Annotated in this window: 25 protein-coding genes; 9 read left to right on the forward strand and 16 right to left on the reverse strand. The window is 64.0% G+C overall.

The features are described 5' to 3' along the window. From PQR32_RS36230 to PQR32_RS36250, 5 genes are all read right to left on the reverse strand, one after another. A partial coding sequence (locus tag PQR32_RS36230; protein WP_408238945.1) for a dihydroxy-acid dehydratase domain-containing protein occupies positions 1 to 417 on the reverse strand: 417 nt, incomplete at its 3' end. 38 nt (positions 418 to 455) lie between these two features. Next, positions 456 to 1,460, reverse strand: coding sequence for an L-arabinose ABC transporter permease AraH (gene araH / locus PQR32_RS36235; RefSeq protein ID WP_408238948.1), 1,005 nt, complete (start codon positions 1,458 to 1,460; stop codon positions 456 to 458). 70 nt (positions 1,461 to 1,530) lie between these two features. Next, entirely contained in the window at positions 1,531 to 3,078 is a 1,548-nt protein-coding gene (gene araG / locus PQR32_RS36240) for an L-arabinose ABC transporter ATP-binding protein AraG (RefSeq protein ID WP_408238951.1), read from the reverse strand. A gap of 85 nt (positions 3,079 to 3,163) precedes the next feature. Further along, positions 3,164 to 4,168, reverse strand: a complete 1,005-nt coding sequence (locus PQR32_RS36245) for an arabinose ABC transporter substrate-binding protein (protein ID WP_408238954.1) — start codon at positions 4,166 to 4,168, stop codon at positions 3,164 to 3,166. 126 nt (positions 4,169 to 4,294) lie between these two features. Continuing rightward, positions 4,295 to 5,743: an aldehyde dehydrogenase family protein gene (locus PQR32_RS36250; protein ID WP_408238957.1), complete on the reverse strand. Its 1,449-nt coding sequence runs from the start codon at positions 5,741 to 5,743 to the stop codon at positions 4,295 to 4,297. Positions 5,744 to 5,934: 191 nt separating this feature from the next. Here PQR32_RS36250 and PQR32_RS36255 point away from each other — a divergent pair, with 191 nt between their 5' ends. Further along, the gene (locus PQR32_RS36255) at positions 5,935 to 6,912 is read left to right on the forward strand and encodes a LysR family transcriptional regulator (protein WP_408238960.1); all 978 of its coding nucleotides are present in this window, start codon (positions 5,935 to 5,937) and stop codon (positions 6,910 to 6,912) included. Between the two features lie 142 nt (positions 6,913 to 7,054). Then, the gene (locus tag PQR32_RS36260; RefSeq protein WP_408238963.1) at positions 7,055 to 7,609 is read left to right on the forward strand and encodes a YaeQ family protein; all 555 of its coding nucleotides are present in this window, start codon (positions 7,055 to 7,057) and stop codon (positions 7,607 to 7,609) included. A gap of 21 nt (positions 7,610 to 7,630) precedes the next feature. Here PQR32_RS36260 and PQR32_RS36265 read toward each other — a convergent pair whose 3' ends face one another. Continuing rightward, a complete protein-coding gene (locus tag PQR32_RS36265) occupies positions 7,631 to 8,056 on the reverse strand; it encodes a VOC family protein (RefSeq protein WP_408238966.1) in 426 nt (141 codons plus the stop codon). Between the two features lie 396 nt (positions 8,057 to 8,452). On the opposite strand from PQR32_RS36265, the gene ada reads away from it, so the two are divergent. The 4 genes from ada (at position 8,453) to PQR32_RS36285 (ending at position 13,199) form a co-directional block, all read left to right on the forward strand. Beyond that, on the forward strand, positions 8,453 to 9,631 hold the full coding sequence (ada, locus tag PQR32_RS36270; protein WP_408238969.1) for a bifunctional DNA-binding transcriptional regulator/O6-methylguanine-DNA methyltransferase Ada: 1,179 nt from the start codon (positions 8,453 to 8,455) through the stop codon (positions 9,629 to 9,631). Beyond that, complete coding sequence (locus PQR32_RS36275; RefSeq protein ID WP_408238972.1) at positions 9,628 to 10,545, forward strand: DNA-3-methyladenine glycosylase family protein; 918 nt, start codon at positions 9,628 to 9,630, stop codon at positions 10,543 to 10,545. Before ada ends, PQR32_RS36275 begins: the two co-directional genes overlap by 4 nt. Positions 10,546 to 10,868: 323 nt before the next feature. After that, on the forward strand, positions 10,869 to 12,485 hold the full coding sequence (gene gshA / locus PQR32_RS36280; RefSeq protein WP_408238975.1) for a glutamate--cysteine ligase: 1,617 nt from the start codon (positions 10,869 to 10,871) through the stop codon (positions 12,483 to 12,485). Between the two features lie 213 nt (positions 12,486 to 12,698). After that, the gene (locus PQR32_RS36285) at positions 12,699 to 13,199 is read left to right on the forward strand and encodes a hypothetical protein (protein ID WP_408238978.1); all 501 of its coding nucleotides are present in this window, start codon (positions 12,699 to 12,701) and stop codon (positions 13,197 to 13,199) included. Positions 13,200 to 13,274: 75 nt separating this feature from the next. Here the strand turns inward: PQR32_RS36285 and PQR32_RS36290 are convergent, their stop codons facing one another. Beyond that, positions 13,275 to 14,837: a DHA2 family efflux MFS transporter permease subunit gene (locus PQR32_RS36290; protein ID WP_408238981.1), complete on the reverse strand. Its 1,563-nt coding sequence runs from the start codon at positions 14,835 to 14,837 to the stop codon at positions 13,275 to 13,277. 134 nt (positions 14,838 to 14,971) lie between these two features. Beyond that, a complete protein-coding gene (locus tag PQR32_RS36295; RefSeq protein WP_408238984.1) occupies positions 14,972 to 15,514 on the reverse strand; it encodes a MarR family winged helix-turn-helix transcriptional regulator in 543 nt (180 codons plus the stop codon). Positions 15,515 to 15,764: 250 nt separating this feature from the next. On the opposite strand from PQR32_RS36295, the gene PQR32_RS36300 reads away from it, so the two are divergent. Both PQR32_RS36300 and PQR32_RS36305 read left to right on the forward strand, forming a co-directional pair. Beyond that, on the forward strand, positions 15,765 to 16,136 hold the full coding sequence (locus PQR32_RS36300; RefSeq protein WP_408238987.1) for a hypothetical protein: 372 nt from the start codon (positions 15,765 to 15,767) through the stop codon (positions 16,134 to 16,136). 189 nt (positions 16,137 to 16,325) lie between these two features. Next, positions 16,326 to 17,897, forward strand: a complete 1,572-nt coding sequence (locus PQR32_RS36305) for an efflux transporter outer membrane subunit (protein ID WP_408238990.1) — start codon at positions 16,326 to 16,328, stop codon at positions 17,895 to 17,897. Between the two features lie 207 nt (positions 17,898 to 18,104). Here PQR32_RS36305 and PQR32_RS36310 read toward each other — a convergent pair whose 3' ends face one another. The 8 genes from PQR32_RS36310 to gspG all read right to left on the reverse strand — a co-directional run bounded on the left by PQR32_RS36310 (position 18,105) and on the right by gspG (position 24,845). Beyond that, positions 18,105 to 18,884: a type II secretion system protein N gene (locus PQR32_RS36310; RefSeq protein ID WP_408238993.1), complete on the reverse strand. Its 780-nt coding sequence runs from the start codon at positions 18,882 to 18,884 to the stop codon at positions 18,105 to 18,107. A gap of 34 nt (positions 18,885 to 18,918) precedes the next feature. Beyond that, complete coding sequence (locus tag PQR32_RS36315; RefSeq protein WP_012434848.1) at positions 18,919 to 19,422, reverse strand: type II secretion system protein M; 504 nt, start codon at positions 19,420 to 19,422, stop codon at positions 18,919 to 18,921. Continuing rightward, the gene (gene gspL, locus PQR32_RS36320; protein ID WP_408238996.1) at positions 19,419 to 20,846 is read right to left on the reverse strand and encodes a type II secretion system protein GspL; all 1,428 of its coding nucleotides are present in this window, start codon (positions 20,844 to 20,846) and stop codon (positions 19,419 to 19,421) included. Before gspL ends, PQR32_RS36315 begins: the two co-directional genes overlap by 4 nt. A 28-nt stretch (positions 20,847 to 20,874) precedes the next feature. After that, on the reverse strand, positions 20,875 to 22,158 hold the full coding sequence (gspK, locus tag PQR32_RS36325) for a type II secretion system minor pseudopilin GspK (RefSeq protein WP_408238999.1): 1,284 nt from the start codon (positions 22,156 to 22,158) through the stop codon (positions 20,875 to 20,877). 475 nt (positions 22,159 to 22,633) lie between these two features. Next, positions 22,634 to 23,308 carry a PulJ/GspJ family protein gene (locus tag PQR32_RS36330; RefSeq protein WP_408239002.1) on the reverse strand — a complete coding sequence of 225 codons (675 nt, stop codon included), beginning with the start codon at positions 23,306 to 23,308 and terminating at the stop codon, positions 22,634 to 22,636. Then, positions 23,286 to 23,690 carry a type II secretion system minor pseudopilin GspI gene (gspI, locus tag PQR32_RS36335; protein WP_408239005.1) on the reverse strand — a complete coding sequence of 135 codons (405 nt, stop codon included), beginning with the start codon at positions 23,688 to 23,690 and terminating at the stop codon, positions 23,286 to 23,288. The genes PQR32_RS36330 and gspI overlap by 23 nt, the downstream gene beginning before the upstream one ends. A gap of 1 nt (position 23,691) precedes the next feature. Continuing rightward, positions 23,692 to 24,273, reverse strand: coding sequence for a GspH/FimT family pseudopilin (locus tag PQR32_RS36340; RefSeq protein WP_408239008.1), 582 nt, complete (start codon positions 24,271 to 24,273; stop codon positions 23,692 to 23,694). A 107-nt stretch (positions 24,274 to 24,380) separates the two neighbouring features. Then, entirely contained in the window at positions 24,381 to 24,845 is a 465-nt protein-coding gene (gene gspG, locus PQR32_RS36345) for a type II secretion system major pseudopilin GspG (RefSeq protein ID WP_408239011.1), read from the reverse strand. Positions 24,846 to 25,080: 235 nt separating this feature from the next. Between gspG and PQR32_RS36350 the strand changes: the two genes are divergently transcribed. Continuing rightward, a complete protein-coding gene (locus PQR32_RS36350) occupies positions 25,081 to 25,494 on the forward strand; it encodes a general secretion pathway protein GspC (protein WP_106303723.1) in 414 nt (137 codons plus the stop codon). Positions 25,495 to 25,500: the final 6 nt, after the last annotated feature.

Consider the following 25,500-nt stretch of genomic DNA (forward strand, 5'->3'; position numbering starts at 1 on the left):
TGCCGCGCCCATCAGCAGCGCGGGCGTCGTCTTGTCGCAGCCGACCAGCAGAATCACGCCGTCCATCGGATTGCCGCGAATCGACTCTTCGACATCCATCGAGGCCAGATTGCGAAACAGCATCGCGGTAGGGCGCAGATTGGTCTCACCGAGCGACATCACCGGAAACTCGAGCGGCAAGCCGCCCGCTTCATGCACACCTTTCTTCACGTACTCCGCGAGTTCGCGAAAGTGCGCGTTGCACGGCGTCAGTTCCGACCACGTATTGCAGATGCCGATCACCGGACGTCCGTCGAATTCGTCGTGTGGAATGCCCTGGTTTTTCATCCACGAGCGATGCAGAAAACCATCGCGGTCCTTGAGACCGAACCACGCCTGGCTGCGCAGCGGCTTTTTAGTCTGGTTCGAATCAGCCATGAAATCTCCTGTTGGCAAACATGTAGAGGGGGCGCGCGTCAGTGCACGCGCTTGCTGCGGCGGAACTGGTCGAACAGCACCGCGAGCAGCAGAATCCCGCCGCGAATCAGGTATTGGTAGAAGGTCGGCACGTTCAACAGGCTCATGGCGTCCTGCACCGAGCCCATGATCAGCACGCCGACCAGCACACCGGAAATCGTCGCGACACCGCCCGTGAGCGAGACGCCGCCGAGCACGCATGCCGAGATCACGCCGAGTTCGAGGCCGACCGAGGTTTTCGGGTCGCCCAGACTCATACGTGACGCAAGCATCACGCCTGCAAAGCCGGTGACGAGGCCCTGCAATACGAACACTGTGATCTTGATGCGCGTGACCGGCAAGCCCGCCAGTAACGCCGCCTCGCTATTGCCGCCGACGGCCAGCACGTTCTTGCCGAACACGGTTTTCTTCAGCAAAAAACCGAACAGCACGAAGCCGATGATGTTGCTCCAGATCGGAAACGAAATGCCGAGGAACGCGCCGCCGCCGAGGTCGAAGAAACGCTCTTCGGAGATCATCACCGCGTCGCCGTTCGAGGTGATGTAGGCGAGGCCGCGCACGACCTCCATCATGGCGAGCGTGACGATCAGCGAGTTGATCTTGTAGCGCGCAACCAGCACGCCGTTGACGAGTCCGACCGCGCCGCCCGCGAGCACGCCGGCCGCGACGCCGAGCATCACGCTATGCGTTGTGGTGATCAGCGTGGACGCCACCACGCCCGCGAACGCGACGATCGACGCCACCGACAAATCCACTTCACCGAGCGCGAGAACGAACATCATCGTCACGGAGATCGAACCGATCAGCGTGACGGAGAGCAGCAAGCCCTGGATGTTTCGCGAGCTTAAAAAATCCGGCACGGTGAACGACAGGGCCGCGAACAGAATCACGAACACCATCACGATGCCGGACTTGTTGATCAAATCCCAGGTACGCACGGCGCGCGCGCTCAAGCCTGCTGAGGCGACGGCTGGGGTCGTGGAATCGGTGGAGGGTGTATGCATGGTGTGTATTCCGTTTCAATGGCGCGATTCGATTCAGTTGCCTTCGTTGTGTCGAGGATTTAAGGCAGCGTCAGCGGGGCAGCGCGAGCTTGATCAGCGCATCCGGCGTGGCCTGCGCCTTGGGCAGATCGCCGACGATGCGGCCTTCCTTCATCACGATCACGCGATCCGCTACGCCGATCACTTCGGCGAGATCGCTCGACACGACGATCACTGTGCGTCCCGCTTCGGCGAGCCCATACAGCAGCCCGTAAATCTCGCTGCGCGCGCCGACGTCGATGCCGCGTGTGGGTTCGTCCATCAGGAAGACGTCGATGTCTTCGGCGAGCCAGCGAGACAGAATCACCTTCTGCTGATTGCCGCCCGAGAGTGTGCCGATCGGCGTTTCGCCATTGCGCGTCTTGATCGCGAGCTTGCCGATGAACTCTTTCGCGGTCTGCGCTTCCTTGCGCCCGTTGAGCACGTTGAAGCGGCTGAAATGGCGGCGGCAACTGATGTTGAGGTTGTCCGATACGGACGCGATCGAGACGATGCCTTCCTGTTTGCGATCTTCGGGACACAGCGCCACGCCGGCACGCACGGCATCGCGCGGCGTGGCGAAGCGCACGCGCTTGCCTTTGAGCGTGATCTCGCCGGCAGCCGGTTTGACCGCGCCGTAGATAAGCTTCATCAACTCGGAGCGACCCGCGCCGACGAGGCCGAAGAATCCGACTATTTCGCCTTTGCGTGCCGCGAAAGAAGCCGGTTCGCGCAGGCCACGTCCCACCAATTCCTTGACGTCGAGCTGCACGTCGCCGAGGTCGCGCGATCGATAGCCGTACACGTCGGCGATCGAACGGCCCACCATGCAACTGATCAGGCGATCGCGATCGAGTCGTTCACCCGCTTCGAACGTATCGATGCGGCGGCCGTCACGAAACACCGTCACGCGATCGCACAGCTCGTAGACTTCATCCATTCGATGCGTGACGTAAATGATCGCGCGACCTTCGGCCTTCAACGCGCGAATGATCCGGAACAGTTGCGTCGTCTCGCGCGACGACAGCGAACTGGTCGGTTCGTCGAACGCGATCACGCGCGCGTCGCGCATCAACGCCTTGCCGATCTCGATCATTTGCCGCTGGCCGATCGAGAGATTCTTTACTTGCTGCGACGGATCGATCTTTTCGCCGAGCCGTTCCAGTTCGCGCACGGCGCGTGCCACCAGCGCTTTTTCGTCCAGTATGCCGAAACGATTCGGCAGGGCGCCGAGCATCAGGTTTTCCGCAACCGTCAGTTCCGGCACCAGATGCAGTTCCTGATAGATGATCGCCACGCCTGCGGCAATCGCCGCCTTCGTGGTGGTGAACTGCTGCTCGACGCCATCGAGCGACAAGGTGCCCGCCGCGGGTTGATTCACGCCGGACAACACCTTGAGCAGCGTCGATTTGCCGGCGCCGTTTTCGCCCATCAAGCCATGCACTTCGCCGCGCCGCACTTCAAGCGACACCTGGTCGAGCGCGAGCACGCCGGGAAAGCGCACAGTGATGCCGTCGAGTCGCAGATACGGCTCGGTAGACACGAACGCAGGCGAGGGCGCCGCTTCGGCTGAATGGGACTCGGTGTGTGAGGACATCATCGAAAAACCTCAAGCTGGTGAACAACCTGTGCGGGCCGCTCTCGCGTGAGCGAGACGGCCCGCAGCGTGCAAACTCGAATGCCGCTTAAATACCGAGTTCTTTACGCACGTCCTGCCAGTTGCCGCGCACCATCAGCTTGCCGGTGGTCTGCGTATCGGCGGGCGGCTGCTTGCCGTCCTTGATCCACTCGACGAGGTTCTCCGTGCTGTCCTTGCCGTGCATCGTCGAGCTCACGGCGATCGTGCCGTAAAAGCCCGTCGGTTCCTTTTTCTGGAATTCGGCGAATGCTTCGCCCGCGCCGTTGATGCCGACACCGATCACGTCCGCAGCCGGAATATGCAATTGCTCGGTCGCGCGTACGCCGCCCAGCACGCTTTCCTCGTTGAGCGCGAAGATCACCCACTTCTTGATGTTCGGATGCTGCGCGAGCACTGGCGACGAAGCGTTGAAACCGCCTTCGTCATCGGTCGTCTTTTGCGGGGCGTCGAAGATGTTTTCCTTCTTGAAGCCGCCGGCGATGAGCGATTGCGTCGCGCCATCGGTGCGCAGTTTCGCGGTCGGCAATTCGTAGTTCGTGATGCGCAGCGCGCCGACTTCTTCCGGCTTCCAGCCGCGGCGCTTCATCTCTTCAGCAATCGCGGTGCCGACCTGATTGCCGATCTTGAACGCGGACATGCCCAGATGCGGCACGTTCGGCAGCGGCTTGCCGGTGGAGTCGACCAGTTGATCGTCGACGGTGACGAACTTCATGTTGTAGCGCTTCGCGCGCGCCTGGATCGCCGGTCCGAGACGCACGTCGGGCGCGCAGATCACGAAGCCTTTGGCGCCTTGTGCGCCGAGGTTGTCGATTGCGGCCAGCACTTTTTCACCGTCCGGCGTGCCGATGTTCACTACCGCGAAGCCGTCCTTCTGACCGAGCGCGCTCGCGGCTTTCTGTTCGTTGATGAACCATGCCTGTTCCGGCATCTTCACGAGGAAGCCGACTTTGAGCGGCGCGTCCGCGTGTGCGGAAAGTTGTGCGGCAAAAGGCGCGGCGAGGGCGGCGGCCGCCATCGCGGATACCGTCAAACGGCGAAGCTTGCTGGTCATATCTGTCTCCTGAGGTTGAAGGGCTGCATTGATTTCGTTTAATTGCAGCGGGTGATGCACGGCGGCGTCAGCCGGGACGTGGATGAGCGTTGGGGTGCGCGGTGAGGTGAAGCGATCTCGTCACCATCAGCCCGCCACGTACGCCGTTTTCACGGCGGTCCAGAAGGCCGCATCCGTAGCGCCGTAGGCGGACGCCTTACGGCCGCCGCCGGGCGCGTGATGCTCGACGGCAGTGGTCGGCAGATTGATTGTGACGAGGCCGCTATGCACATGACGGCGAAAATGCCGCGCGCGATTGAGCGAGCGCGTGCAGATGCCGGCGCACAGACCGTATGCGGTGTCATTCGCGAGATGCAGCGCGTGGTCGTAGTCGTCCGCGCGCAGCACGACGGCGAGCGGGCCGAAGATTTCCTCCCGCGCGACACGGTGTTCGGATTCGCCGATGAACAACGCAGGCTCGAAAAAGTAGCCACGTGTCGCGCGCTCCAGCCGGCGCCCACCGTGCAGCAATTGCGCGCCTTCCTCCTGACCGATGCGCACGTAGTCGAGATTGCGCTCCAACTGTGCTGCGTTCGCCACAGGACCCATGTCCGTGCTGTGCTTCAACGCGTGGTCGATCGAGAGTCTGGCGAGCTTCGCCTGCAATGCGTCCACGAACGGCTCGAACACCGCGCGTTCGATGATCAGCCTTGCGGAGGCAGTGCTGCGTTGGCCCGTCGAGCCATAGGCGCCGCTCAAGGCGGCCTCGACGGCGCCGTCGAGATCGGCGTCGGCCAGCACGACGAACGGATTCTTACCGCCCATCTCCAGTTGCACACGCGCCTGGCGAGCGGCGGCGGCTTGCAGCACGCGTGTGCCGGTTTCCGCCGAGCCGGTAAAGCTGATCGCCGCCGCCAGCGGATGCGCGGCAATCCGCGCGCCGACCTGGCGGCCGCTGCCCATCACGAGATTGAATACGCCCGCGGGCAAACCGGCGCGGCTGATGATCGAGGCCAGCGCCGCCGCGCAAGCCGGCACCGATTCGGCCGGCTTGAAGACGACGCAGTTGCCGTGAGCGAGCGCGGCGCCGATCTTCGCCGCGGCAATCACCAGCGGCGCGCTCCACGGCGCGATGATGCCGATCACGCCGAGCGGTTCACGCGTCACGTCGATCTCGACGCCGGCGCGCGCCGACGCAACGGGTTCGGCGAAGGCGCGCATTGCCTCGGCCGCGCACAGCTTGAAGATCTGCCCAGCACGCGTCGCTTCAGTTAAGGCCTCGGGCAGCGTCTTGCCGACTTCACGCGCGAGTAGCCGGCCGAGTTCGTCGCGGCGCGCGAGCACCTCGCTGCCGATGGCGTCGAGCGCATCCGCGCGACGCTGCGCCGAACCCAGCGACCACTCGCGGAAGACCGCGTACGCCGCTTCGATGGCCATATCGGTTTGCCGCACGTCGGCTCGTACATATTCGCCGACCGGGTCGTCCAGGTCCGACGGATTGAGCGAGACGCCCGCGGTCGCGCCCGTCTCCCATCCGCCATTGATGTAGTGGCGGAACGGACTTGCAACGAGTGGGACGAGCGGATCGCGGTTCATCGACGGAAAGGCGCCACGTGAGGAAGCTCAGAAAGTCCACGAATGGTATGAGCCGCCCCAATAACTTTCCAATCCCTTTTTCGGCTATCCTGATATCAATTCCGGTATGGCGCGATGAGGCCTTGCCTTGGGAGAGTGCACGGTTCGTGGCTTCGAGCCGCGCCTCATAGAAAACAGGTTGGAGACAGGCCATGACGCGTAGCTACTCGAACTGGTTCGTGCGAGCGCGGCTCAAGACGCGGCAGTTGCTGCTGCTCGCGGCGATGGAGGAGGAGGGTAATGTCCGGCGGGCCGCCGACGTGCTCGGCATGACCCAGCCCGCCGCATCGCGTCTGCTGAAAGAACTCGAGGACATGCTGGAAGTGAGCCTGTTTGACCGCACGCCGCACGGCATGCACGCCACGCTGTACGGCGAGGTCATGATCCGTCATGCGCGCATGGTGCTGTCGAATCTGAGCCATGCGCATGACGAAATCTCGGCACTGCGCGCCGGTCTGGCGGGCCAGGTGCGGATCGGCGTGATCGCGGCGGCTGCGGCGACCATGGTGCCGCGGGCGATCGCCAGCGTGAAAGAACGCTATCCGCAACTGCAAATCTGGGAAGAGGTCGAAACTTCGGACGTGATGCTGCCGCGGCTGGCGGAAGGTGAATTGGACATCATGATCGGCCGCGTATTGGAGCGGCAAAACCAGTTCAAGACCGAAGTCCGCTACGAACCGCTCGCCGATGAACCGCTTTGCGTGGTGGCGCGTCCCGGCCATCATCTCGAAAATGAGACAGGTTTGACACTGCGTGGAATCGTCAACGCCAGCTGGGTTTTACATCCGCCGGGCAGCGTGTTGCGCCATCGTTTCGATCTGATGTTTTCTCAAATTGGGCTGAATCCGCCCCAAAACGTGGTCAATACCAACAATTTTCTGGCGATTTCGAGCTTGCTGCTCCAGAGCGACATGTTGGCGGTTTTACCCGACGAAGTGGCGCGTCAATACCAACAGTATGGCGTGCTGAAGCGGGTACCGATCGATTTACCGTGCAGGATGGATACATTCGGTATCATCACGCGCCAGTCGCACCTGCTTTCGCCGGCGGCCTCAGTCGTGCTCGAAGCCTTGCGGGAAGCCGCTGGCGAGGTCTACGGCACCGCTTTCGAACCGACAGTGGCGCGATAAATGCTTCTCCCGTGGTCATGACGGCCGGCTGGCGGCGCGGGAGGAATAGAAGATGTACAACAAACACGGAAAACGGCAACGCGCCGTCGACGATTCTTTTTCAGTTCGCTCCGGTGGAGCGAGCGCCTGGTTTAGCAACGGCATGGCTCTCAAATCGACGATTTACAAGGCGGAACTGCAGATCGCCAACATGGACCGGCACTACTACGCCGACCATTCGCTGACGATCGCCCGCCATCCCTCGGAAACCGACGAACGGATGATGGTGCGCGTCGCCGCGTTCGCGCTGTTCGCGCAGGAGCGCCTCGAATTCTGCAAAGGTCTGTCGGATGTGGACGAACCGGACCTCTGGCAAAAGGATCTGACCGGCGCGATCGAAACCTGGATCGAAGTCGGCCAGCCGGATGAACGGCGCATCGCCAAGGCGAGCGGTCGCTCGAACGAAGTGATCGTAATCGCCTACGGCGGCCGCGCGTCGGACATCTGGTGGCAGGGCGTGCGCAACAAGGTGGAACGCATGCGCAACGTGACGGTGTGGACGCTCGGCGAAGACGTCGCCACTGCCCTCGGCTCGCTGGCCGAACGGACCATGCGGCTGCAATGCACCGTGCAGGACGGCGAGGCATGGCTCGGCAGCGCCGAAGCGGATGCGGTGAAAATCGAATGGACGGTGCTGAAGGCGCCCGCCAATGCCTGACGCTTTTTGAGAGCTGCAAAGCTAGAGCGACGTCACACGCGCCGCTTCCGGTGGCCCCTTGAGTTCCACCATGTTGCCCTCCGGGTCGAACAGATACAGTGACTGTCCATAGCCGTCCGCGCCGTAGCGCAGCCCCAGTTCGCCCAGCCGCGCGCCGTGTTCGACCAGATGCGCCTTGAGCGCTTCAGCGTCGAACGGATCGATGCGCAAACATACGTGATCCATATTCCGCCCGGTGCCCGGCACGCCGTTTTCGGCATGGTCGAGCTTGGCGCCGACCTGCAACAGGTCGATCAGCGAGCGCCCCGCGCGCAACTGGGTCAGGCCCAGATCGCGCTGCTCCTTTTCGATGCGGCAGCCGAGCACGTCGCAATAGAAACGCGCCATGACCTCGATGTTGGTCGCCCGAATGACAATGTGATCGATCTCGCGAATGTGGATTTTCATGTGGAACGCCCCTTGGCTGGCTCGCAGAACGGGTGAATTGCCAGTGTAGAAGAAGAAAGGGCGGCGCTGCGAGTGCAGGCCGTGAAACCCGCATTGAGGGACAGATCAGGATCGTATGGACGAAAAAAAGCCCGCTCTATGTGGAGCGGGCTGAATCCATATCAGGAGGAGACATGGAGGAGACAAGTACTAATATACACATGCACCTGGTGCGGCGCAATAACTTTTTAAGGGAAAACCCGATATCGTGCCAAATTGTCGCAGTTTTCCCCAAAACGGACGCCTGGCGGGGCTTCGAGCCTACGAAGAAGCGCAATGACAGAGCAAGAACCGGGGCGTAGTGTGTCGGCATGCGGCCTACATTGGTGGCATCGACACCGTCTCTTCGGGACCATCATGAACCGCAAACCTACCGATATCACCTCCGGCGTCACCAACTGGACTTCCGACGGCGAGCGCTGGGAAGCCGTCACGCGCCGCGAATCGCAAGCCGACGGCGCGTTCTTCTACGGCGTCAGAACGACCGGCGTGTTCTGCCGTCCGTCGTGCGCCTCGCGGCTGCCGCGCCGTGAGAACGTCGCGTTCTTCACCGATGCCGCCGCCGCGCGCGCCGCGGGCTTTCGCGATTGCAAGCGCTGCCAGCCCGGCGGCCTGCCGCGCGAGCTGGAAATCGTCAATCGCGCGTGCGCCGCGCTGGACGCCGAGCCGCAAGAGCGCCTCACGCTCGCGCAATTGAGCGATGCCGTGCACGTCAGCCCGTTCCATCTGCAGCGTCTGTTCAAGCGGGTGGTGGGCGTGTCGCCGCGTCAATATCAGGCCGCGCAGCGGGGCGCAGCACTGCGCGACGCGCTCCAGAGCGGCTCGGACGTCACGCGCGCCACGCTCGACGCCGGCTTCGGCTCGCCGTCGCGGATGTACGACAGCGCCTCGGCCGAACTGGGCATGGCGCCGTCCGCGTATCGCCGCAAGGGCGCTGGGCTCACCGTGCGCTATGCCAGCGCCCCGACGCCGCTCGGCTACGTGCTGGTCGCGGCGACGGAAAAGGGCATCTGCAAGATCGGTTTCGGCGACGACAAAGCCGTCCTCGCCGACGACCTGCGCGGCGAATTCGCCAACGCCGACCTGTTGGAAGATACCGAACACCTGGCGCCGTTCATCGCGCAGATCGACGCCTATTTACACGGCACCCGCCAGGACTTCGATCTACCGCTGGATATCGCCGCGACGGCATTCCGGCAGCGCGTGTGGGACGCGTTGCGGCGCATTCCGTACGGTGAGACGCGCAGCTATTCGCAGATCGCCGAAACGGTCGGCGCGCCACGCGCCGTGCGCGCGGTCGCCAGCGCGTGCGCGACGAACCCGGTGGCATTGGCAATTCCTTGTCATCGCGTGGTGGCCAAGGGCGGAGCGCTGGCAGGCTATCGCTGGGGTTTGCCGCGCAAGGCCGCGCTGCTCGACAACGAGGCGCAGCACGTCGGCGACTTCCCGCGCGGCCAAGCCGAACGCAACACGCGCGCCCATGCAGACGCCGAAACCGACATCGAAACCACCACCAAACTGGACCACGCCGCGTGAGTACGCTTGACGAAGTCGCTACCCTTGAATTGCCGTTCAAACCACCCTTCGACTGGCCGCGCCTGCTGCGTTTCTTCGGCGGACGCGCGACGCCCGGCGTCGAAGCGGTGGAAGACGGCGCGTATCGTCGCGCGATCGCTTGGGCCGGCGACAGCGGCACGCTGAGCGTGCGTCTGCATCCACGCAAGCGCTGCCTTGTCGCCAGCATCGAAGGGCCCGTGAGCGTTCACGCCGACGCGCTCGCCGCGCCGATTGCGAAGATGTTCGACCTGCACGCCGATCCGAAAAAGATCGGCACCGAACTCGCTGCGGACCCGTGGCTCGCGCCACTGGTCGAAGCGGTGCCCGGCTTGCGCGTGCCGGGCGCGTGGTCAGGCTTCGAACTCGTGGTGCGCGCGATCGTCGGGCAGCAGGTCAGCGTGAAGGCGGCGACCACCATCATCGGAAGACTGGTGCAGCGCGCCGGCGAGCGCATCGACGGACACCCGCATGAGAACACTGCCTGGCGCTTTCCGACGCCCGCCGCGCTGGCAGCCGTGGATCTCGCTCAGATCGGCATGCCGGGTAAACGTGTAGCGGCGTTGCAGGGCTTCGCGCACGCGGTCGCCACCGGCCACGTGCCGCTCGACAGCAACACGGCCGATGCCGACAGCCTGCGCGCCGCGCTGCTCGCGCTACCCGGCATCGGTCCGTGGACGGTCGAGTACGTCGCCATGCGCGCGTGGCGCGATGCCGACGCGTGGCCCGCGTGGGACCTCGTGCTGATGCAGTCGATCTGCGCGCGCGATCCGTCGCTCGTGCGGCCCACGCAGCAACGTACTCGAACCGACACGTGGCGGCCATGGCGCGCGTACGCGGCGATGCATCTGTGGAATGAAGTAGCGGACCGCGCTGGCGCCGCGCGTGGCGGTTGAAGCAGCGCGTCGCTCCCGGCGGTTGACGCGCTGCGTCGCCGGTGGTGCCCGTAGCATCGCGCGGTTTTGGGGAGAAGAAATGCGGATCGCGCGCGAGGCGCGCGGCGGACAGAGTGATGTGGCGCAGACCCGACGGACTGGCACAAAAAGCAGCGAAATTGGCCCCAAAGAGAAGCGGCCCGGAGTGCTCCGATGAGCCGCCGAAGCGGCCTCAAGCAGCCGTTCTGGCGAGATGTTAAAGTGCCCGCTACTGAAAATTCCGCCGAACGTTGTCAACCGCAGTGCTGCGGCACATGGCGGCCGACAACGCCCGACTCGCATCAATGCCAAACACGACACCTTCCCGCACGACCGACGCGTTCTCGCACCGCCTGTCCGTGCTGACCTCAGGCCCGCAGCGCGACGCGCTGATACGCGGCCTGCGCGGCATCGAAAAGGAAAGCCTGCGCGTGACGCACGAGGGCAAGCTCGCCTTGACGCCGCATTCGCGCGCGCTCGGTTCGGCGCTTACGCATCCGTCGCTCACTACGGATTATTCCGAAGCGCTGCTCGAACTGATCACGCCGGCTGAGCAAGACGTCGCGCTCACGCTCGAGAAGCTCGACACGCTCCACCGCTTCGTCTACGCGGAACTCGGCGACGAGATCCTGTGGAACAACTCCATGCCGGGGCTGCTGCCCGACACCGACGACGGCATTCCGATCGCGCACTACGGCAACTCGAACATCGGCAAACTGAAGTACGTGTACCGCATCGGCCTCGCGCTTCGTTACGGCCGCACGATGCAGTGCATTGCGGGCATCCACTACAACTATTCGCTGAACGAAGAAGTGTGGCGGCTGCTGCATGCGGACCAGCAATCCACTGCGAATGCCGTCGACTTCCAGTCCGACCGCTATCTCGCGCTGATCCGCAATTTCCGCCGCACCAACTGGCTGCTGATGTATCTGTTCGGCGCATCGCCGGCGCTGGATCGTCGTTTTCTGCGCGATCGCAAACACACGCTCGACACGTTCGACGCCGACACGCTCTATCGTCCGTACGCGACCAGTCTGCGCATGAGCGACCTCGGCTATTCGAACACCACGGCGCAAGCCGCGCTACACGCCGACTACGACACGCTACCGGGCTACCTCGACGCGCTTGCGAAAGCCGTGAGCCAGCCGTATCCGGCGTACGAGGCAATCGGCACGCAGCGCGATGGCGAGTGGGTGCAGATCAATACGAACGTGCTGCAGATCGAAAACGAGTTCTACTCGACGATTCGTCCGAAGCGCGTCACGTATCCCGGCGAGCGTCCGTTGCACGCGCTCGCCGCGCGCGGCGTGCAATATGTGGAAGTGCGTTGCATGGACATCGATCCGTTCGAGCCGAGCGGTATTTCTCTCGAGACGTCGCGCTTTCTCGACGCCTATCTGCTGGTCTGCGCGCTCGACGATAGCGCGCTGTTGCCGCCGGACGCTTATGCCGAAGCCAACCAGAACTTCGGCCGCGTGACGATGGAAGGCCGCAAGCCGGGCCTCGAACTGACACGCGACGGCCGTCCGGTTGCGATGACGGACTGGGCGAACGAACTGCTCATCAAGATCGATGCGGCCGCGGCCACGCTCGACACCTTGCATGGCGGCGACGCGCATGCACGCGCCGTCGCGGTTCAACGCGCGAAGCTGGCGGATGCATCGCTGACGCCGTCGGCGCGTGTGCTGCAGACCATGCGCGAGAAGCAGCAGAGCTTCCTCGCCTTCGGCCTCGAACAAAGCGAAGCACACGCCGCGTATTTCCGCACGCGTCCGCTGGATGCGGAGCAGACCAAGGCGTTTACCGATCTCGTCGCGAAATCGCTCGCCGAGCAGGCCAAGCTCGAACAGGAAGAAGTCGGTTCGTTCGACGCGTTCGTCGCTGCGTATCGGGCGTACACGCTGAACCGGTTCAGCGTCTGAATAACGCTTGCGGGCAAGCGTGACGAAAGAGCGGCCAGCATGGCCGCTTTTTTTATTCCGCGCCGGTAACGTCTACGCAATGTGCGTCGCGTTTCAAACGCCATCGGCAAATTCTCCGCGCGTTCTGACGATTCTCTGATCCAGATGAAACACCGTACCGACGCCGCGGTCCAAACTTACATGACGCGCACCACAGAGGGAGGATTCAACGTGATGAACAAAAGTCTGTTGGCCATGCTGTGCGTAGCGGCGGCGGGATGTTCGACGCAAGGGCAGGTCGATCCGGACGTCATGCAGATCGCGACCACGCCGTTGACGTGTTCAAACAAAGCGGAATGCGATGTCTGGTGGCAACGGGCGCAAGCGTGGGTGGCGGGCCATTCGGCGTACAAGATCGATGCCTCGACCGATACATTGATCCAGACAGCCGGACCGGACGGCGGCAAGCGCGCGTTGGCGTATCAGATCACGCGCGCCGCTAACCCGGACGGCACGTCGACGATCGGTTTTGCCGCGCATTGCGACGGCTCGATGGGCTGCAAGCCGAACCCATGGGAAGCCGGCGCCGACTTCAAGCAATACGTGCGAGGCACCGCAACCGGTGCGCCGCAAAGTGGCGCCAAACCCCCGCAAGCCGCGCCGACGACTCCGCATCCGGATGCCATGCAGGGTCAATCGATCCCGGCGGCGAATGGCGAAGCCGTCACGCAATAAAGGCTGAAGACGCGCGCGAAGAGTCGAAGGAAAAATATCGTTTCGGCGCGCGTCCGCTTAAGGCGTCGTCTGACTTCAATGTCCCATTGAAGGGCCCACGCCCTTGCGTGGCTTGGTGATCCAGACCAGCACCGCGAGCACGAGAAACGCCGCGCAGGAAATCCGGAAGAAATCGTTGGTGGCCATCATGTAAGCCTGCGCCGTCACCACCTGGTTCAACTGCGCGGTGATGCCGTCGCCGGAGAGCCCGATACCGGCCAGCGCATTGGTATAAGCATTCGTGTTCGCGGCGTAGACGTTGACCGAGTCGGTCAGCATCGCGTGATGGTAGATCGTGTCGTTTTCCCAATACGTCGTACTGATCGCCGTGCCGATCGCGCCGGACAAGGTCCGGAAAAAATTGGACAGGCCGGAAGCACTCGCCAGCCGCTCATCCGGCACGCTGGAGAGCGTAATGGTAGTCATCGGCACGAAGAAGCAGGCGACGCCGATGCCTTGCACGAGCCGCGGCCAGATCACGTGATTGAACGGCACGTCGAGCGTGAAGGTGGAGTTCCAGAACGAGACGAACGCGAACACGATGAACGCGAAACTCGCCACGACGCGCAGGTTCAGCCGGTGCATGTTCTTGCCGATCATCGGCGACAAAAACAGCGCGAGCAAACCGACCGGCGCGGTCGCGAGACCCGCCAGCCCGGCGGTGTAACCCATCACGGTTTGCAGCCAGAGCGGGAAAATCACCACCGAGCCGAAGAAGGCCATGAAGCCGAACGAGACGATCACCACGCCGAGCGCGAAGTTGCGATCCTTGAACAGCGAGAGATCGACCACCGGCTCTTTCTCGGTCATCTCCCACACCAGCATGAAGGCGAGCGACACCACCGCGATCACCGCGAGCGTCACGATAAACGTCGAGTTGAACCAGTCGCGATCCTTGCCGAGGTCGAGCACCATCTGCAGGCACGACACGCCGATCACGAGCAGCGCGAGGCCGACCGCGTCGATGCGCTGTTTCGTGGTCTTCGTCTCGCGGCCGCGCAGCAGCAGGAACGCGCACACCGCCGAGAACAGCCCGATCGGCACGTTGATGTAGAAGATCCACGGCCACGTGTAGTTGTCGGTGATGTAGCCGCCCATCACGGGCCCGAAGATGGGCGCGCAAATCACCGTCATCGCCCAGAGACCCAGCGCGAGCCCGCGCTTTTCCGGCGGATACGAGCGCATCAGAATGGTCTGCGAGAGCGGGACCATCGGCCCGGAAACGAGCCCCTGCACCAGCCGGAACGCGATCAGCGATTCGAAGTTGTGCGCGAAGCCGCACAGCGCCGAGGCGATCGTGAAGAGCAGCACGGACAGCGTAAACAGCTTCACTTCGCCGACGCGCCGCGCGAGCCAGCCTGTCAGCGGCACCGCGATCGCCGAAGCGACCGAATACGACGAGATCACCCAGGTGCCCTGGCTGGTCGCCACGCCGAGGCTGCCGGAAATGGTCGGCACCGCGACGTTCGCAATCGACGTGTCGAGCACTTCCATGAACGTGCCGAGTGCGAGCCCGACCGTGAGCAGGGCAAGGGCGCCGCCTTTCAGCGGGGCGGGCCCGGCGGCGGGTAGGGCAGCGGCGGAAGCCGTGGCATCCATTTTTCTTCTCCTCAGCCTGGAAAGCTTGTCGCGACAGCTTTATCGCCCGGTCCAAATGGCGTGCTTACATGCCGCATCACTCTCTGCCCAGACAGATATTTTCAAACGATGACGCTCTTGAAAAGCGCGTCTTGTTAGTCCTCGCCGTATTCCCGCGGCGACGCTTCGGGTGATTCGTCCAGCGATTCCTGTTGCGGCCCCAATCCGCATCCCGCGCTTGCTCCCGCGTCGATGCCGTTCGCGATGAAACGGCCGAGCAGGTCGATCAACGTGGCGTGGTCCGAGGCCGAAAACCCGCGCAACTGCTCGTTCAGCACCGCCGCGCCCAAGCCGGGCAGTTGCCGCGCGGCGTCGTGACCTTGCGGCGTCAACTCGAGCTTCACCATCCGCCGGTCGGTCTCACTGCGCGAACGCACGATAAAGCCTTTCTTTTCAAGGCGATCGAGCAGGCGCGTCATCGATCCGCTGTCATACGACATGGCGCGCGACAACTCGAACGGCGTGCTCGCGCGCCGCGACGACAACATCAGGATCACGCCGATCTGCTGCGTGGTCAGTCCCAAGGGTTTGACGGCACGGTCCGTCCGCTCGACCAGCACATTTCGAGCTTTCGTCAGGTAGTAGCCAAGACTCGATTCGAGGTGAATCTCGTCCGCCTTGTAGGGGCCGTCAGTCATCGTGTATCCGGGAACGTCTCAAGCAGAACGGATTTTAGCTGCCTAAGCAGACAAGTCAAACTTGATTTCGCGTAGTGCGAACGGCAGAAAAACAACACGGCCGACGTTCGCGGGGGAAGTATCTTGAAATTTAATTGCATAGTCAATATTATTATAGGCAACGAGTTACGCGCGACCCGCGCCACCCGAGACCATGTTCTGACCGATTGTCTGCACGCCGCGAGCGCGACGTGCGAAAAGGATTTCCCCGATGCTGTACCTCAAAAACACGCTTGGCGGCCTGAGCCGCTCCCTGACCGATTCCGCACTCAGCACCTTTCAAGGGCCGCACCGCTGGTGGAAACTCGCGTTGTTCGCCGTGCTGTTCGTGTTGCCTGGCGGATCGGTCGGCGTGGCGGTGCTAGCGTGGTTCGAGCATCGGCGGGGACAAAAGGACGTCAAGACGGCGAAAGTGGAATTGGTCGCGGCGTCGGTGCCTACGGTGAACGGCGCTGTTGTTCCTACCGGCGCGGAAAAGCGGGTGGGCCCCGCCGGCGCCTGCCAGTCGCGCGCCGATGCGCCGTGCCGGGCCGCCGCCGGTAAGCTGGCCCGCCAGGCCAAATCGACGGAATCACGGGTTTAACGGCCACGCCGGTAACAGCGCGTAACCTTCGCGACATCCTCAGTAACACACCTGCCTCCTTCCTCGCATTACCCTTTCAGTTTCCCGCGCCCAGCGGGCTCATACGCTAACATTCCGGCAGACCAAGATCTCGCCCGGCCGGCGGTGCCGCCATCGGCCGCGCCGCGGCGTCCAGAAGGAATTCATTGCATGCAGTCTGATCGAATCTCGCGCGCGCGGACGCTTGCGCCTCGCGCCCTGACTATTGCCGTAGCCGCGGCCCTCGCCAGTTTGCTGGCGGCCTGCGCAGTCGGCCCGGACTACAAACGGCCGGCCGCCGAGATCCCGGCGTCGTACAAGGAAGCCGCGCCCGGCTGGAAAGTCGCTCAACCGGCCGATCAGCAGGACCGCGGCGACTGGTGGACCATTTACGAAGATCCGCAGCTCAACGCACTCGAGGAACGGCTGAACACCGCGAACCAGACCGTCGCTCAATTCGCCGCCGCCTACCGGCAGGCGCGCGCGCTGGTCGGCGAGGCGCGTGCGGCGTATTTCCCGACCATTGGCGCGTCGGCCGGCGCGACGCGTTCCGGCAACGGGACGTCGTCGGGCGGCAACTCGACCACCGCGACGAGCCGCTCCGGCGTCAGCAATAGTTTCAACGTGCAGCTCGACGCAAGCTGGGAGCCGGATCTGTGGGGCTCGGTCACACGCTCGGTCAACGCGCAGAAAGCCGGCCAGCAAAGTGCCGCGGCGGACCTCGCCAACGCACGGCTGTCGGCTCAGGCCACACTCGCCCAGACCTACTTCGCGCTGCGCGCGCTCGATTCGACCCAGAAGCTGCTCGACGACACCGTCGCGGCCTATCAGCGGTCGCTGCAACTCACGCAGAACCAGTACGCAGCCGGCGTCGCCGCCCGCTCCGACGTGATTCAGGCGCAAACGCAATTGCAATCGGCGCAGGCCTCCGCGATCGACAACGGCGTCCAGCGCGCCCAGGACGAGCACGCGATCGCCGTGCTCGTCGGCGAACCAGCTTCGACCTTCTCGATTCCGCCGATGCCGCTTACCGCCACGCCGCCCGCGGTGCCGGCGCAGATGCCGTCCGCGCTGCTCGAGCGGCGTCCGGACATCGCTTCGGCGGAGCGCAAGGCCGCGGCGGCGAACGAACAGATCGGCGTCGCCATCGCCGCGTTCTTCCCGTCGCTGACTCTGTCGGCGTCCGGTGGCTTCGAAAATTCGGTGTTCTCGCAGTTGCTGACCGCGCCGTCGCGCTTCTGGACGCTCGGCCCGCAACTCGCCGCGACGCTGTTCGACGCTGGTCTGCGCCAGGCCCAGACCGACGCCGCGCGCGCTGCCTACGACGGCAATGTCGCGACCTACCGTCAAACGGTGCTGGCTGCGTTCCAGGACGTCGAGGACAACCTCGCGTCGCAACGCATCCTCGAACAGGAAATCGTCGTGCAGCGACAAGCGGTGGATTCGGCGCTTCAGGCGCTCGCCATCGTCACGAACGAATACAAGGCGGGCACGGTCGGCTACGTCAACGTGCTGACGGCGCAGACCACGGCCTTCACGGCCCAGCAGAAGCTGGAGAACATCGCCGGGCAGCGGATGGTGTCGTCGGTGGGTCTGGTGAAGGCGCTGGGCGGCGGCTGGGACGCGTCGCAGATGAATCGCGAAACAGGCGATGTGGCGGCGCCGGCGCCGCTGCCGGCGTCATCGGCTGCGCCTGTCGCGCAAAGCGGGGCGACGCCGCTGTCGCGGATGCACACCGAGTAGAAGCGCTGGCCGTCGAGGCAAGGCAAAAGAGGCATAGCCGCATTCCCCGGCCATGCCTCTTTTTTTCGCGCCGACGCTTCGGCGCCACAACAGATTCAGCAGCCCCACGAGCCTATCGCGCTCCTACGCCGCAGCGCTGGCCGCCTCATGCAACGACGTCGATGCCGCGGCTCAACCAACTGGCGCCGTAGCGCCAGACAGCGCGCCTCAGTGCACGAACGTCAACGCCACCGTGTCCGGCCCGCTCGGCCGTCCTAGCAGGTTCAGCAGTCCCGCGAGGTTATCGCGGGCCTCCGGCGCGGCGCTGGCCGTCCCATGAAACGAGGTCGACGCAGCCGACACCGTGCCGTTGCCGGTCAGCATCAGCGGGCCCTTCGTGGTGGTCAGATCGAGCGTGGACGACTCGCCCTGAGCCTGAAACAGCACCCGGTACGAGCCGAGGGGCTTGACCAGCGAGACCCGCGAACTGACGTCGGTAAGCGTGATGGTCAGTTGCCCGAACGCCTCCCGATTGAAACTGCGCCAGTCCGACCAGGACAGTTGCACATTGCCTTGCAGATCGAGTGTGTTAAAGGGCGCGCCGAGCCCGCTCAGCAGCGAAGCCGGCACGGCGATCGCGCCTGGCGTGACGGTCGCGGTACGCGGCGTGGCATCGACGGTAATCGGCTCCGGCATCGCTTCGCTGTGCCGCATGATCATGCGCACGCGGCCGGTAAACAGCGGCCAGAACGCCGTGTGCCATTCGATCCGCCCGGGCAGCAGCGTCGCCGCGCTCATATCCGAGCCGGCGGCCAGCATCAGCGTGGCCGAGCCGTGCCACAGCGAGCCGGCCGGATTGACGAGATTGACGTGGCCGCTCGTCTGTTTGGCGAACTGCGGCGTGATCCAGGCGGCCGGCAGCATCGCCAGCATCACGATCGCGGCGGACAGCACCGCAATCACCAACCAGGGCAGCGCGACGCGCAAGCGCCGCATCCAGTAATTCATGCGAGATCCTGTAACGGCGCGGTCGCGGTTATTTTCATTTCGCGGTGGACGGCTGCAACGACGCCGTCAGGTCCACCTGGCCGTCTTCCTTGAGCGCCGTGGCGTGCGCCTCCGAGACCTGCACCTTGAACTGCTTGCGCACGTCGTCGACCCAGGCGGTCCACGCCGGGAACGACGCGTTCTTCAACTGGATTTGGACCGCATTGCCGATCACCTGAACCTGCGTCGCCGCGAGGCCGTGATCGCTGAGCGAAGCGGTGAGGGCGTCCTTCAGCGCGGCGCCGGTCGGCGCGACGCCTTGAGCCGCCGCCGACAACTGGCGCGCTTCGTTCGCTTGCGCGGTCATCTGTGCCAACTGCCGCTGCATGGCGGGCAGCGATTCACGCAGATGCGAGCGGCCTTCCTGCGCCGGCGCCCATAGCACCGACCATGCGATCACCACGGCGAGAACGCCGCCGCCCCAGGTCAGGAGGGCCTTTTCGCGCTCGGTGCGCTGCTCCCAGAATCCGGCCCATGTTTGAGCGAGTTCAGCTTTCATTGTCCGTTCCTGATGGTCCACTTGCCGGTATTGCTGTCGATCGCGCCGCTCAGGCCGTTGCGGGCGAGGCGCTTCGCGAAATCGGGATCGAGCTTGATCTCCGGCTTGAAGTTCACGTCGAGCCGTCGGTCGTGATAGTCGAGCGCGGCGATGCCATTGACCGGCACCGGCGCCAGCGAGCGCGCGAGGCCGTCGGCGAGCGGCAGGAAATCGTCCGGCGACAGCTCGCCCGCTGCCACACGCAACTGCTGCAACTGGTGCGCCATCTGATCGGGCGCATCGAGCACGACGGTCGTTTTGGGGAAAGTATTGAGCAGTAGTTCGGTCATCTGCGTGTTGATCGCATCGCGTTGGCGCGCGAGCAGCAGCCACTGCACGTTCGCGCCGACGATCGCAATCAGCAGCGCGCCGACCGCGAGCAGCACCGGCAGACGCAGACGCCGCAGCGTCGCGCGGTCGAGCCGCCACGGCTGCGAAGCGAACTCGAACTGGCACAGGTCGAAGCGGCACTCCAGCGCGCGCCGCGCGAGCTGCTCGAACGGCAGCGGACTGGCGCCGTGGATGTGCGCAGCCAGCCGCGCCGGGCTATTCGGGGCGAGGCTCGGCTCGTTGCCGGGCATTTCGGTGAGCATATGCAACGAGACCTTCGCCGCCCCGGCGAGCGCGCCGAGCGTCGCGTTGACGGCGTTGGCCGGCACTGCCAGGCCTTCGCCTTGTACGCCGCGTGCGATCGCCAGTTCGACGCGCGGCAAGCTTCTGTCGCCCGCGCCGTCCACAACGCCTTCGAGCAGCATGGCGGGCGCGGTCTGCACCACGGCGCCGAGCACGGCGGCCACCATCGGCACAGCGGCCGCGGCGCCGGGCGCCACCACCGGCGCGACACCCGGCAGCGACGTCGCCACGCCGGCGGCGCCCGCCATCGCCGGCTCACCGGCGTTCACCGTTTCCGGGACTTCGGCGGGCACATCGGCATCGAGCGCGGCCGCCAGCGGCAGGCAGCGCGTGACCGGCACCGCGCGCAAGCTGCGGTGGCCGGCATTGGAAAACGATTCGCAGATAAAACGGAACCAGCCGCGGTCGATGATCGCCAGCAACTGCCGCCCGCCCGCGAGCGGTTTCGGATCGACGGCGATATGACAGGTCTGCGGGTCCTGGATCAGTTGATCCTCGACGATATTGGGCAACGCCTGACGCAGCCGCGGACCGCGCAGCGGCGGCAGTGTGGCGGGCATCATCAGGAGGTCGCGCGCGGCGACCATCAGTACCGTGGTGGAGGCGCGCGGCAGCAGCGCGAGCGCCGACCGGCCGGCGCGCTGGGTGCGGCCCGATTTGTCGAGCAGCACGAACGGCAGCTCCGGCAGTTGCCATTCCTGCGATGGCACCGCCGGATCACGCGGCGGCAGTAGAACGATCAGCGTGCTCAAAGGCCACTCTCTCTGGGAAAGGCGTTATTCATAATTGGTCTTCTACTCGCACGATACGCGTAGTGTGAGTCAATGCGTCGCGATAGACGAGGGTCGTGCGGTCCACCTCGGCGCGTTCGTGCTGCACGCGGCCGTGGATCAGAAAGTAATTCGAGTTGACGTCGAGTTCGCTCGGATCGATTGAGATCGATTGCACGCCGGCGGCTTGCAACGCCAGTTGCACGTCGCCGACGTTACGGAAAAACACCGTCTGCCGGCGCGCGACGAAAGCCTGCGCCGTCGAGACGCTCATTCCCGGTACGACCGCCGCGATCACTTCGGCCGAAGCCGTGTTCACGTTGACCGCCGAGACGGTCGGCAGCACGGTGACGAAGGGCCGCAAGCGGGCGACCATTTCGGGCGTGTAGCCCGGGATATCGAGCAGCGAGTCGACGCTGGTCATCTGGATCGGTGCGTTCGCGGAGCTGTCGTCGCTGTCTTCGATGCCGGGTTTGTCGGTGAAACTGCCGCCGGTGGCGCCGCCCTGGATCGGCGGCGGGGTCGCGGTTGTGCCGTTCGTGGACGTGATGGTCTGGAAACGGGTTGCCGATTGCGCGAGGCTCGCGCGGACCTGGAGGGCTGTGGTTTTTGCCAGCTGGCTGCTTGCGCCGAGCGATACCAGTAGGCGCTGGTAGGCGCCGATTTGGTCCATGTCCAGTTGCATGACACCGGGGGCCGGGCTCTCAACCAGGTTTCTTAGGTTGAATTTTGCCTGGGCGTCTTCGATTGAACCCGATAAGTAGGTTTCCGCGCCTTGTTGAGCTCTGACTTCGCCGATCTGGCCCAGGAAATCGGATAGGCGGGTTTTGGCGATGGGGACGCCCCATAGGCCACCTAAGTAGGTGATGCCGGCGGAAGTGTCGCCTTCTGAGCGGAGGATCAGGCGCGTCCAGTCCAAAGCGCCGCGTGATACCCATTGGGCCTGGGAGAGGAGGCGCTGGTTTTCTATCCTTCGGATTTGGACTTGCTGGCGCCAGAGCATGCCTGAGACCAGGATCGCTGATAGCGCGACTACTAGCAATGCGCTGATGATGGCTACGCCGGTTTGGTTCTTCTGGTTTTGGTTTTTGTTGGCCTTTCCTTGAATTCGTAGTGGTCTATTAGCGTTGCCCCTGTGCGGGGCGGCACCTACTTTCTTTGCCGCGGCAAAGAAAGTAGGCAAAGAAAGCCGCGTCACACCGCTAATGCTAAGCGGGTCCCCCGCACAGCCTCGGTAGTGGACCATCTGGAATCCGTCACCTCGCACATTCGACACCCGTGACAAAGCCGTCATACCTCCCCCCTCGCACTCCGTGCGCGCCGGAAGGGTCCGACTTAGCACCAGCGGCTTCGCTTGGGCGCGGTGGGGGCCGTCGGCTTCGCCTCGGCGAGGCGCCGAAGCGGGCGCGGACGCAGCGGCAGACCGAAGATATTGTGAGGTGCCGTCGGACGTCGGCAAGGACGGGTGGTTTTGTTGCATGCCGCTCGGCGCGCGCAGCGCCGCCGGAACGGATGACTGCCTGGTCACTGCCGTTTGCTGTGCGAGGGATCGTTCGTTGAACGTGCCACTACCGTGGCTGTGCGAGGGACCCGCTTGTACGTTAGCGGTGTGAAGCCGCTTTCTTTGCTTACTTTCTTTGCGGCGGCAAAGAAAGTAAGTGCCGCCGCGCACAGGGGCAACGCTAATAGACCACCGCGAATTCAAGGAAAGGCCAACAAAAGAAAAACCCACCCCACCCGATCGGAAAGACAAAAAAGAGAATTTCATTTCACTCTCCGACGAGAAAAACCCGCGTCACAGGCCGCGCCAAAGACTTAGCCCCGACACTTACCTGAAGCCCCGTCACAGACCGCGGCAGCGGCGCACTCCCAAGCTGGGGCACCTTAAGATTATTGTCCGCCTCCGTAATGGCACTCTGCACGTCGCTCATCTGAGTAGTCCACCCCACCTTCGGTACATAAACCTGCGCCGAAATAGAACCCACACCGCCCATCAACGGCACGCCACTCCATCCCTCACCTTCACTACCGCGCAGCGCCCGCCGCAACTCCCCCATATTCCCCAACGGCGGCGACGCATACCGAATCACACGCCCATCGGACACCCGATACCGCACCACCTGCAACCGCGGCGGCGCGCCCGGCAAATTCATCTGCCGCACGATCTGCAACACGCTGCCCGACACCGACACAGCCGCCTGCCCAGCCTCATCATCCGACGCCGCCTGCCGAGCATCGATCCGCATCTGATCGAACAACTGCGCAAAGACGCGCTCGTCCTCCATGGCATTCGTGATGGTCTGCCGGCCGCGAATGATCTGGTCGAGCCCGCGCCACGACAGCACGGCAATCACCGCCAGAATCGCAATCGCCACCAGCAATTCGATCAGCGTGAAACCACGCGCGCCCGATCGGCGGCGCTCAGAGCGAACGGTTGTTTTCATTCGCGACCACCGTCACCATCTGAGCCAGATTGCCGGACCCGCCCGGCATCGTCACCATCACTTCCACTCGACGAAACACCGGATTCGGCGTGGCCGTCACATGCTCCGTACAGATCAACTGCAAGTTGCCCTGCGAACAATCGAAACTCGTCGAACCCACGTTCGGCCAGGCATGCGCCAGATGCAATTGCGCCAACGTATTGTCCGCGCTCCAGCCCGCCAGCAAACGGCGGTGCAGATCGGCCTCGCCGCTCGCGAGACTGCCCACCGCGCGCAACGAAGCCGCCAACGCCACCGCGATGATCGCCAGCGCCACCAGCACTTCGATCATCGTGAAACCGCGCTCCGATGCGCGAGCGGTCATGCTCCTGCAACGACGCATCTCAGTGCACCTCATAGCGGCCATTGCCGGTGCCGACGATCGTCGCGCTCCCGGCTGCCGAAAACAGCGTGATCTGCACGGGCACGTCGATCGCCTCGGTGCCGAATACGATACGGCTGGGCTGCGCATCCGAACCGGGGTAGCTGATGCTCACGCCGGTCACGCCGCCTTCCCAGCGACGCGGCCCAAGCAGATCGTCACGCAACGGACGCCAGCCGTCCTCGGTGCGCAGATCGAAACGAAAGCCGCCGTCGAGCGGTTGCCAGGCGATCGGCCGCGCGCGCACCTGCGCTTCGTCGCCAGCCGATTCGAACAGCAGCGCGAGACGCTGCGCTTCCTCGTTCAGATCGGTGCGCGGATTGCGCGTGATGGTCAACGCGGTCAAGGACACCAGCAAGCCCGCAATCACCAGCACCACCAGCATTTCCAACAGCGTGAAACCCGCCGCGCGTTTGCCGCCGCCGCGCGTGCTCGCGTCACCCGAGCGGCGCACACCATGCGGGCGCGCGCCGGCCCACGCCGCGCGCGGCAACGAAGCCGTACACGGTGTGTCCACACGGGACTTGCAAGGGGACAATCGCATAGTGCCGGCCACGAACGATCAACTCAAAATCAAACGACGATGCATCGACAGGAACGCGCGGGATTCAATCCCGCCGCGCGCATGCAAATCACCGACTCCTCAAGCGCCTACTGCCACGAGCCGACGTCGGCGTCATTGCCTTCGCCACCCGCCTTGCCGTCCGCGCCGTAGCTGAACACGTCGATCTCGCCGTGCACACCCGGATTCAGATACTGGTAAGCGTTACCCCACGGATCGTTCGGCAGACGCTCGAGGTAGCCGCCGTCCTTCCAGTTGGTCGGCACGGGGTCCGTGCTCGGCTTTTCGACCAGCGAGCGCAGGCCTTGCTCCTGCGTCGGATAACGGCCATTGTCGAGACGGTAAAGCTTCAGCGCCTGCATGACCGTGCCGATGTCCTGCTTGGCGGCGACGCGGCGCGCTTCGTCGGGACGGCTCATGATCTTCGGCACGATCAACGCGGCCAGAATGCCCAGAATCGCGATCACGACCATGATTTCAATCAGCGTGAAGCCGCGTTGACGACGGCTGCGCGGACCCGCGATGTCATGACGGCGAGTGGTCGACAGTTGCATAGCTTGCTACCTCTTTTCGGGTGAAATTTTGACTGGGCGGGATTCGCATTTTGGCAATCAGGGTGCCATTGAACACGCCCGGCCGGTCATTTTAATGTCATGCGGTTGAAGGGTCCTGAGAAAACGCCGGGTCGCCCCAAGTTTGCTCACCCCCTCGGGGGCCTGGCACGAAGCGCCAGGTTAGGGGCGCTTTCAACCCCACGCAATTTTCACAATAGTCCGTACAATGATGCGCATGAACGCCATCCAAATCCGCCTTCTGTCGCTCGCGCTGTTCGCCGTGTTCTGCGCGACGCTGACCTACTGGGTCATCACGCTCAGCACGCTGTCCGGTGCGCCGTTGCCCGCCGCCGCCGCGCACGCGCAGATCTCGACCGAGCAGGCTGCCACGCTATTCGGTGGCCAACTCACGCGCAACGCCAATCAGGACGTGCGACTGTTCGGCATCCTGGCTTTGCGGGAAGGCGCCGCAGCCATCGTCAGCGTGGGCGGCGAACCGCCGCATGCCGTGTCGCTCGGCAGCGCGCTGATGCAAGGCACCAAACTCTCCGAAGTCCGCGCCCGTTCGATCATCATCGACCGCAATGGCGCGCATTCCGAAGTGTTCTTGCCGGCCAACCCCGCAGGTCCGACGATCTACGTGCGCTAAAGCCAG

The sequence above is a fragment of the Paraburkholderia dipogonis genome, assembly GCF_046027395.1.
GTDB classification, from domain to species: domain Bacteria; phylum Pseudomonadota; class Gammaproteobacteria; order Burkholderiales; family Burkholderiaceae; genus Paraburkholderia; species Paraburkholderia dipogonis_A.

Bases quoted from the DNA above. Each gene is read 5' to 3' on its own strand.
- araH (WP_408238948.1), bottom strand. From the start codon at position 1,460: ATGCATACACCCTCCACCGATTCCACGACCCCAGCCGTCGCCTCAGCA.
- araG (WP_408238951.1), bottom strand. From the start codon at position 3,078: ATGATGTCCTCACACACCGAGTCCCATTCAGCCGAAGCGGCGCCCTCG.
- PQR32_RS36245 (WP_408238954.1), bottom strand. From the start codon at position 4,168: ATGACCAGCAAGCTTCGCCGTTTGACGGTATCCGCGATGGCGGCCGCC.
- PQR32_RS36250 (WP_408238957.1), bottom strand. From the start codon at position 5,743: ATGAACCGCGATCCGCTCGTCCCACTCGTTGCAAGTCCGTTCCGCCAC.
- PQR32_RS36255 (WP_408238960.1), top strand. From the start codon at position 5,935: ATGACGCGTAGCTACTCGAACTGGTTCGTGCGAGCGCGGCTCAAGACG.
- PQR32_RS36260 (WP_408238963.1), top strand. From the start codon at position 7,055: ATGGCTCTCAAATCGACGATTTACAAGGCGGAACTGCAGATCGCCAAC.
- PQR32_RS36265 (WP_408238966.1), bottom strand. From the start codon at position 8,056: ATGAAAATCCACATTCGCGAGATCGATCACATTGTCATTCGGGCGACC.
- ada (WP_408238969.1), top strand. From the start codon at position 8,453: ATGAACCGCAAACCTACCGATATCACCTCCGGCGTCACCAACTGGACT.
- gshA (WP_408238975.1), top strand. From the start codon at position 10,869: ATGCCAAACACGACACCTTCCCGCACGACCGACGCGTTCTCGCACCGC.
- PQR32_RS36285 (WP_408238978.1), top strand. From the start codon at position 12,699: ATGAACAAAAGTCTGTTGGCCATGCTGTGCGTAGCGGCGGCGGGATGT.
- PQR32_RS36290 (WP_408238981.1), bottom strand. From the start codon at position 14,837: ATGGATGCCACGGCTTCCGCCGCTGCCCTACCCGCCGCCGGGCCCGCC.
- PQR32_RS36295 (WP_408238984.1), bottom strand. From the start codon at position 15,514: ATGACTGACGGCCCCTACAAGGCGGACGAGATTCACCTCGAATCGAGT.
- PQR32_RS36300 (WP_408238987.1), top strand. From the start codon at position 15,765: ATGCTGTACCTCAAAAACACGCTTGGCGGCCTGAGCCGCTCCCTGACC.
- PQR32_RS36305 (WP_408238990.1), top strand. From the start codon at position 16,326: ATGCAGTCTGATCGAATCTCGCGCGCGCGGACGCTTGCGCCTCGCGCC.
- PQR32_RS36310 (WP_408238993.1), bottom strand. From the start codon at position 18,884: ATGAATTACTGGATGCGGCGCTTGCGCGTCGCGCTGCCCTGGTTGGTG.
- PQR32_RS36315 (WP_012434848.1), bottom strand. From the start codon at position 19,422: ATGAAAGCTGAACTCGCTCAAACATGGGCCGGATTCTGGGAGCAGCGC.
- gspK (WP_408238999.1), bottom strand. From the start codon at position 22,158: ATGACGGCTTTGTCACGGGTGTCGAATGTGCGAGGTGACGGATTCCAG.
- PQR32_RS36330 (WP_408239002.1), bottom strand. From the start codon at position 23,308: ATGAAAACAACCGTTCGCTCTGAGCGCCGCCGATCGGGCGCGCGTGGT.
- gspI (WP_408239005.1), bottom strand. From the start codon at position 23,690: ATGCGTCGTTGCAGGAGCATGACCGCTCGCGCATCGGAGCGCGGTTTC.
- PQR32_RS36340 (WP_408239008.1), bottom strand. From the start codon at position 24,273: ATGCGATTGTCCCCTTGCAAGTCCCGTGTGGACACACCGTGTACGGCT.
- gspG (WP_408239011.1), bottom strand. From the start codon at position 24,845: ATGCAACTGTCGACCACTCGCCGTCATGACATCGCGGGTCCGCGCAGC.
- PQR32_RS36350 (WP_106303723.1), top strand. From the start codon at position 25,081: ATGAACGCCATCCAAATCCGCCTTCTGTCGCTCGCGCTGTTCGCCGTG.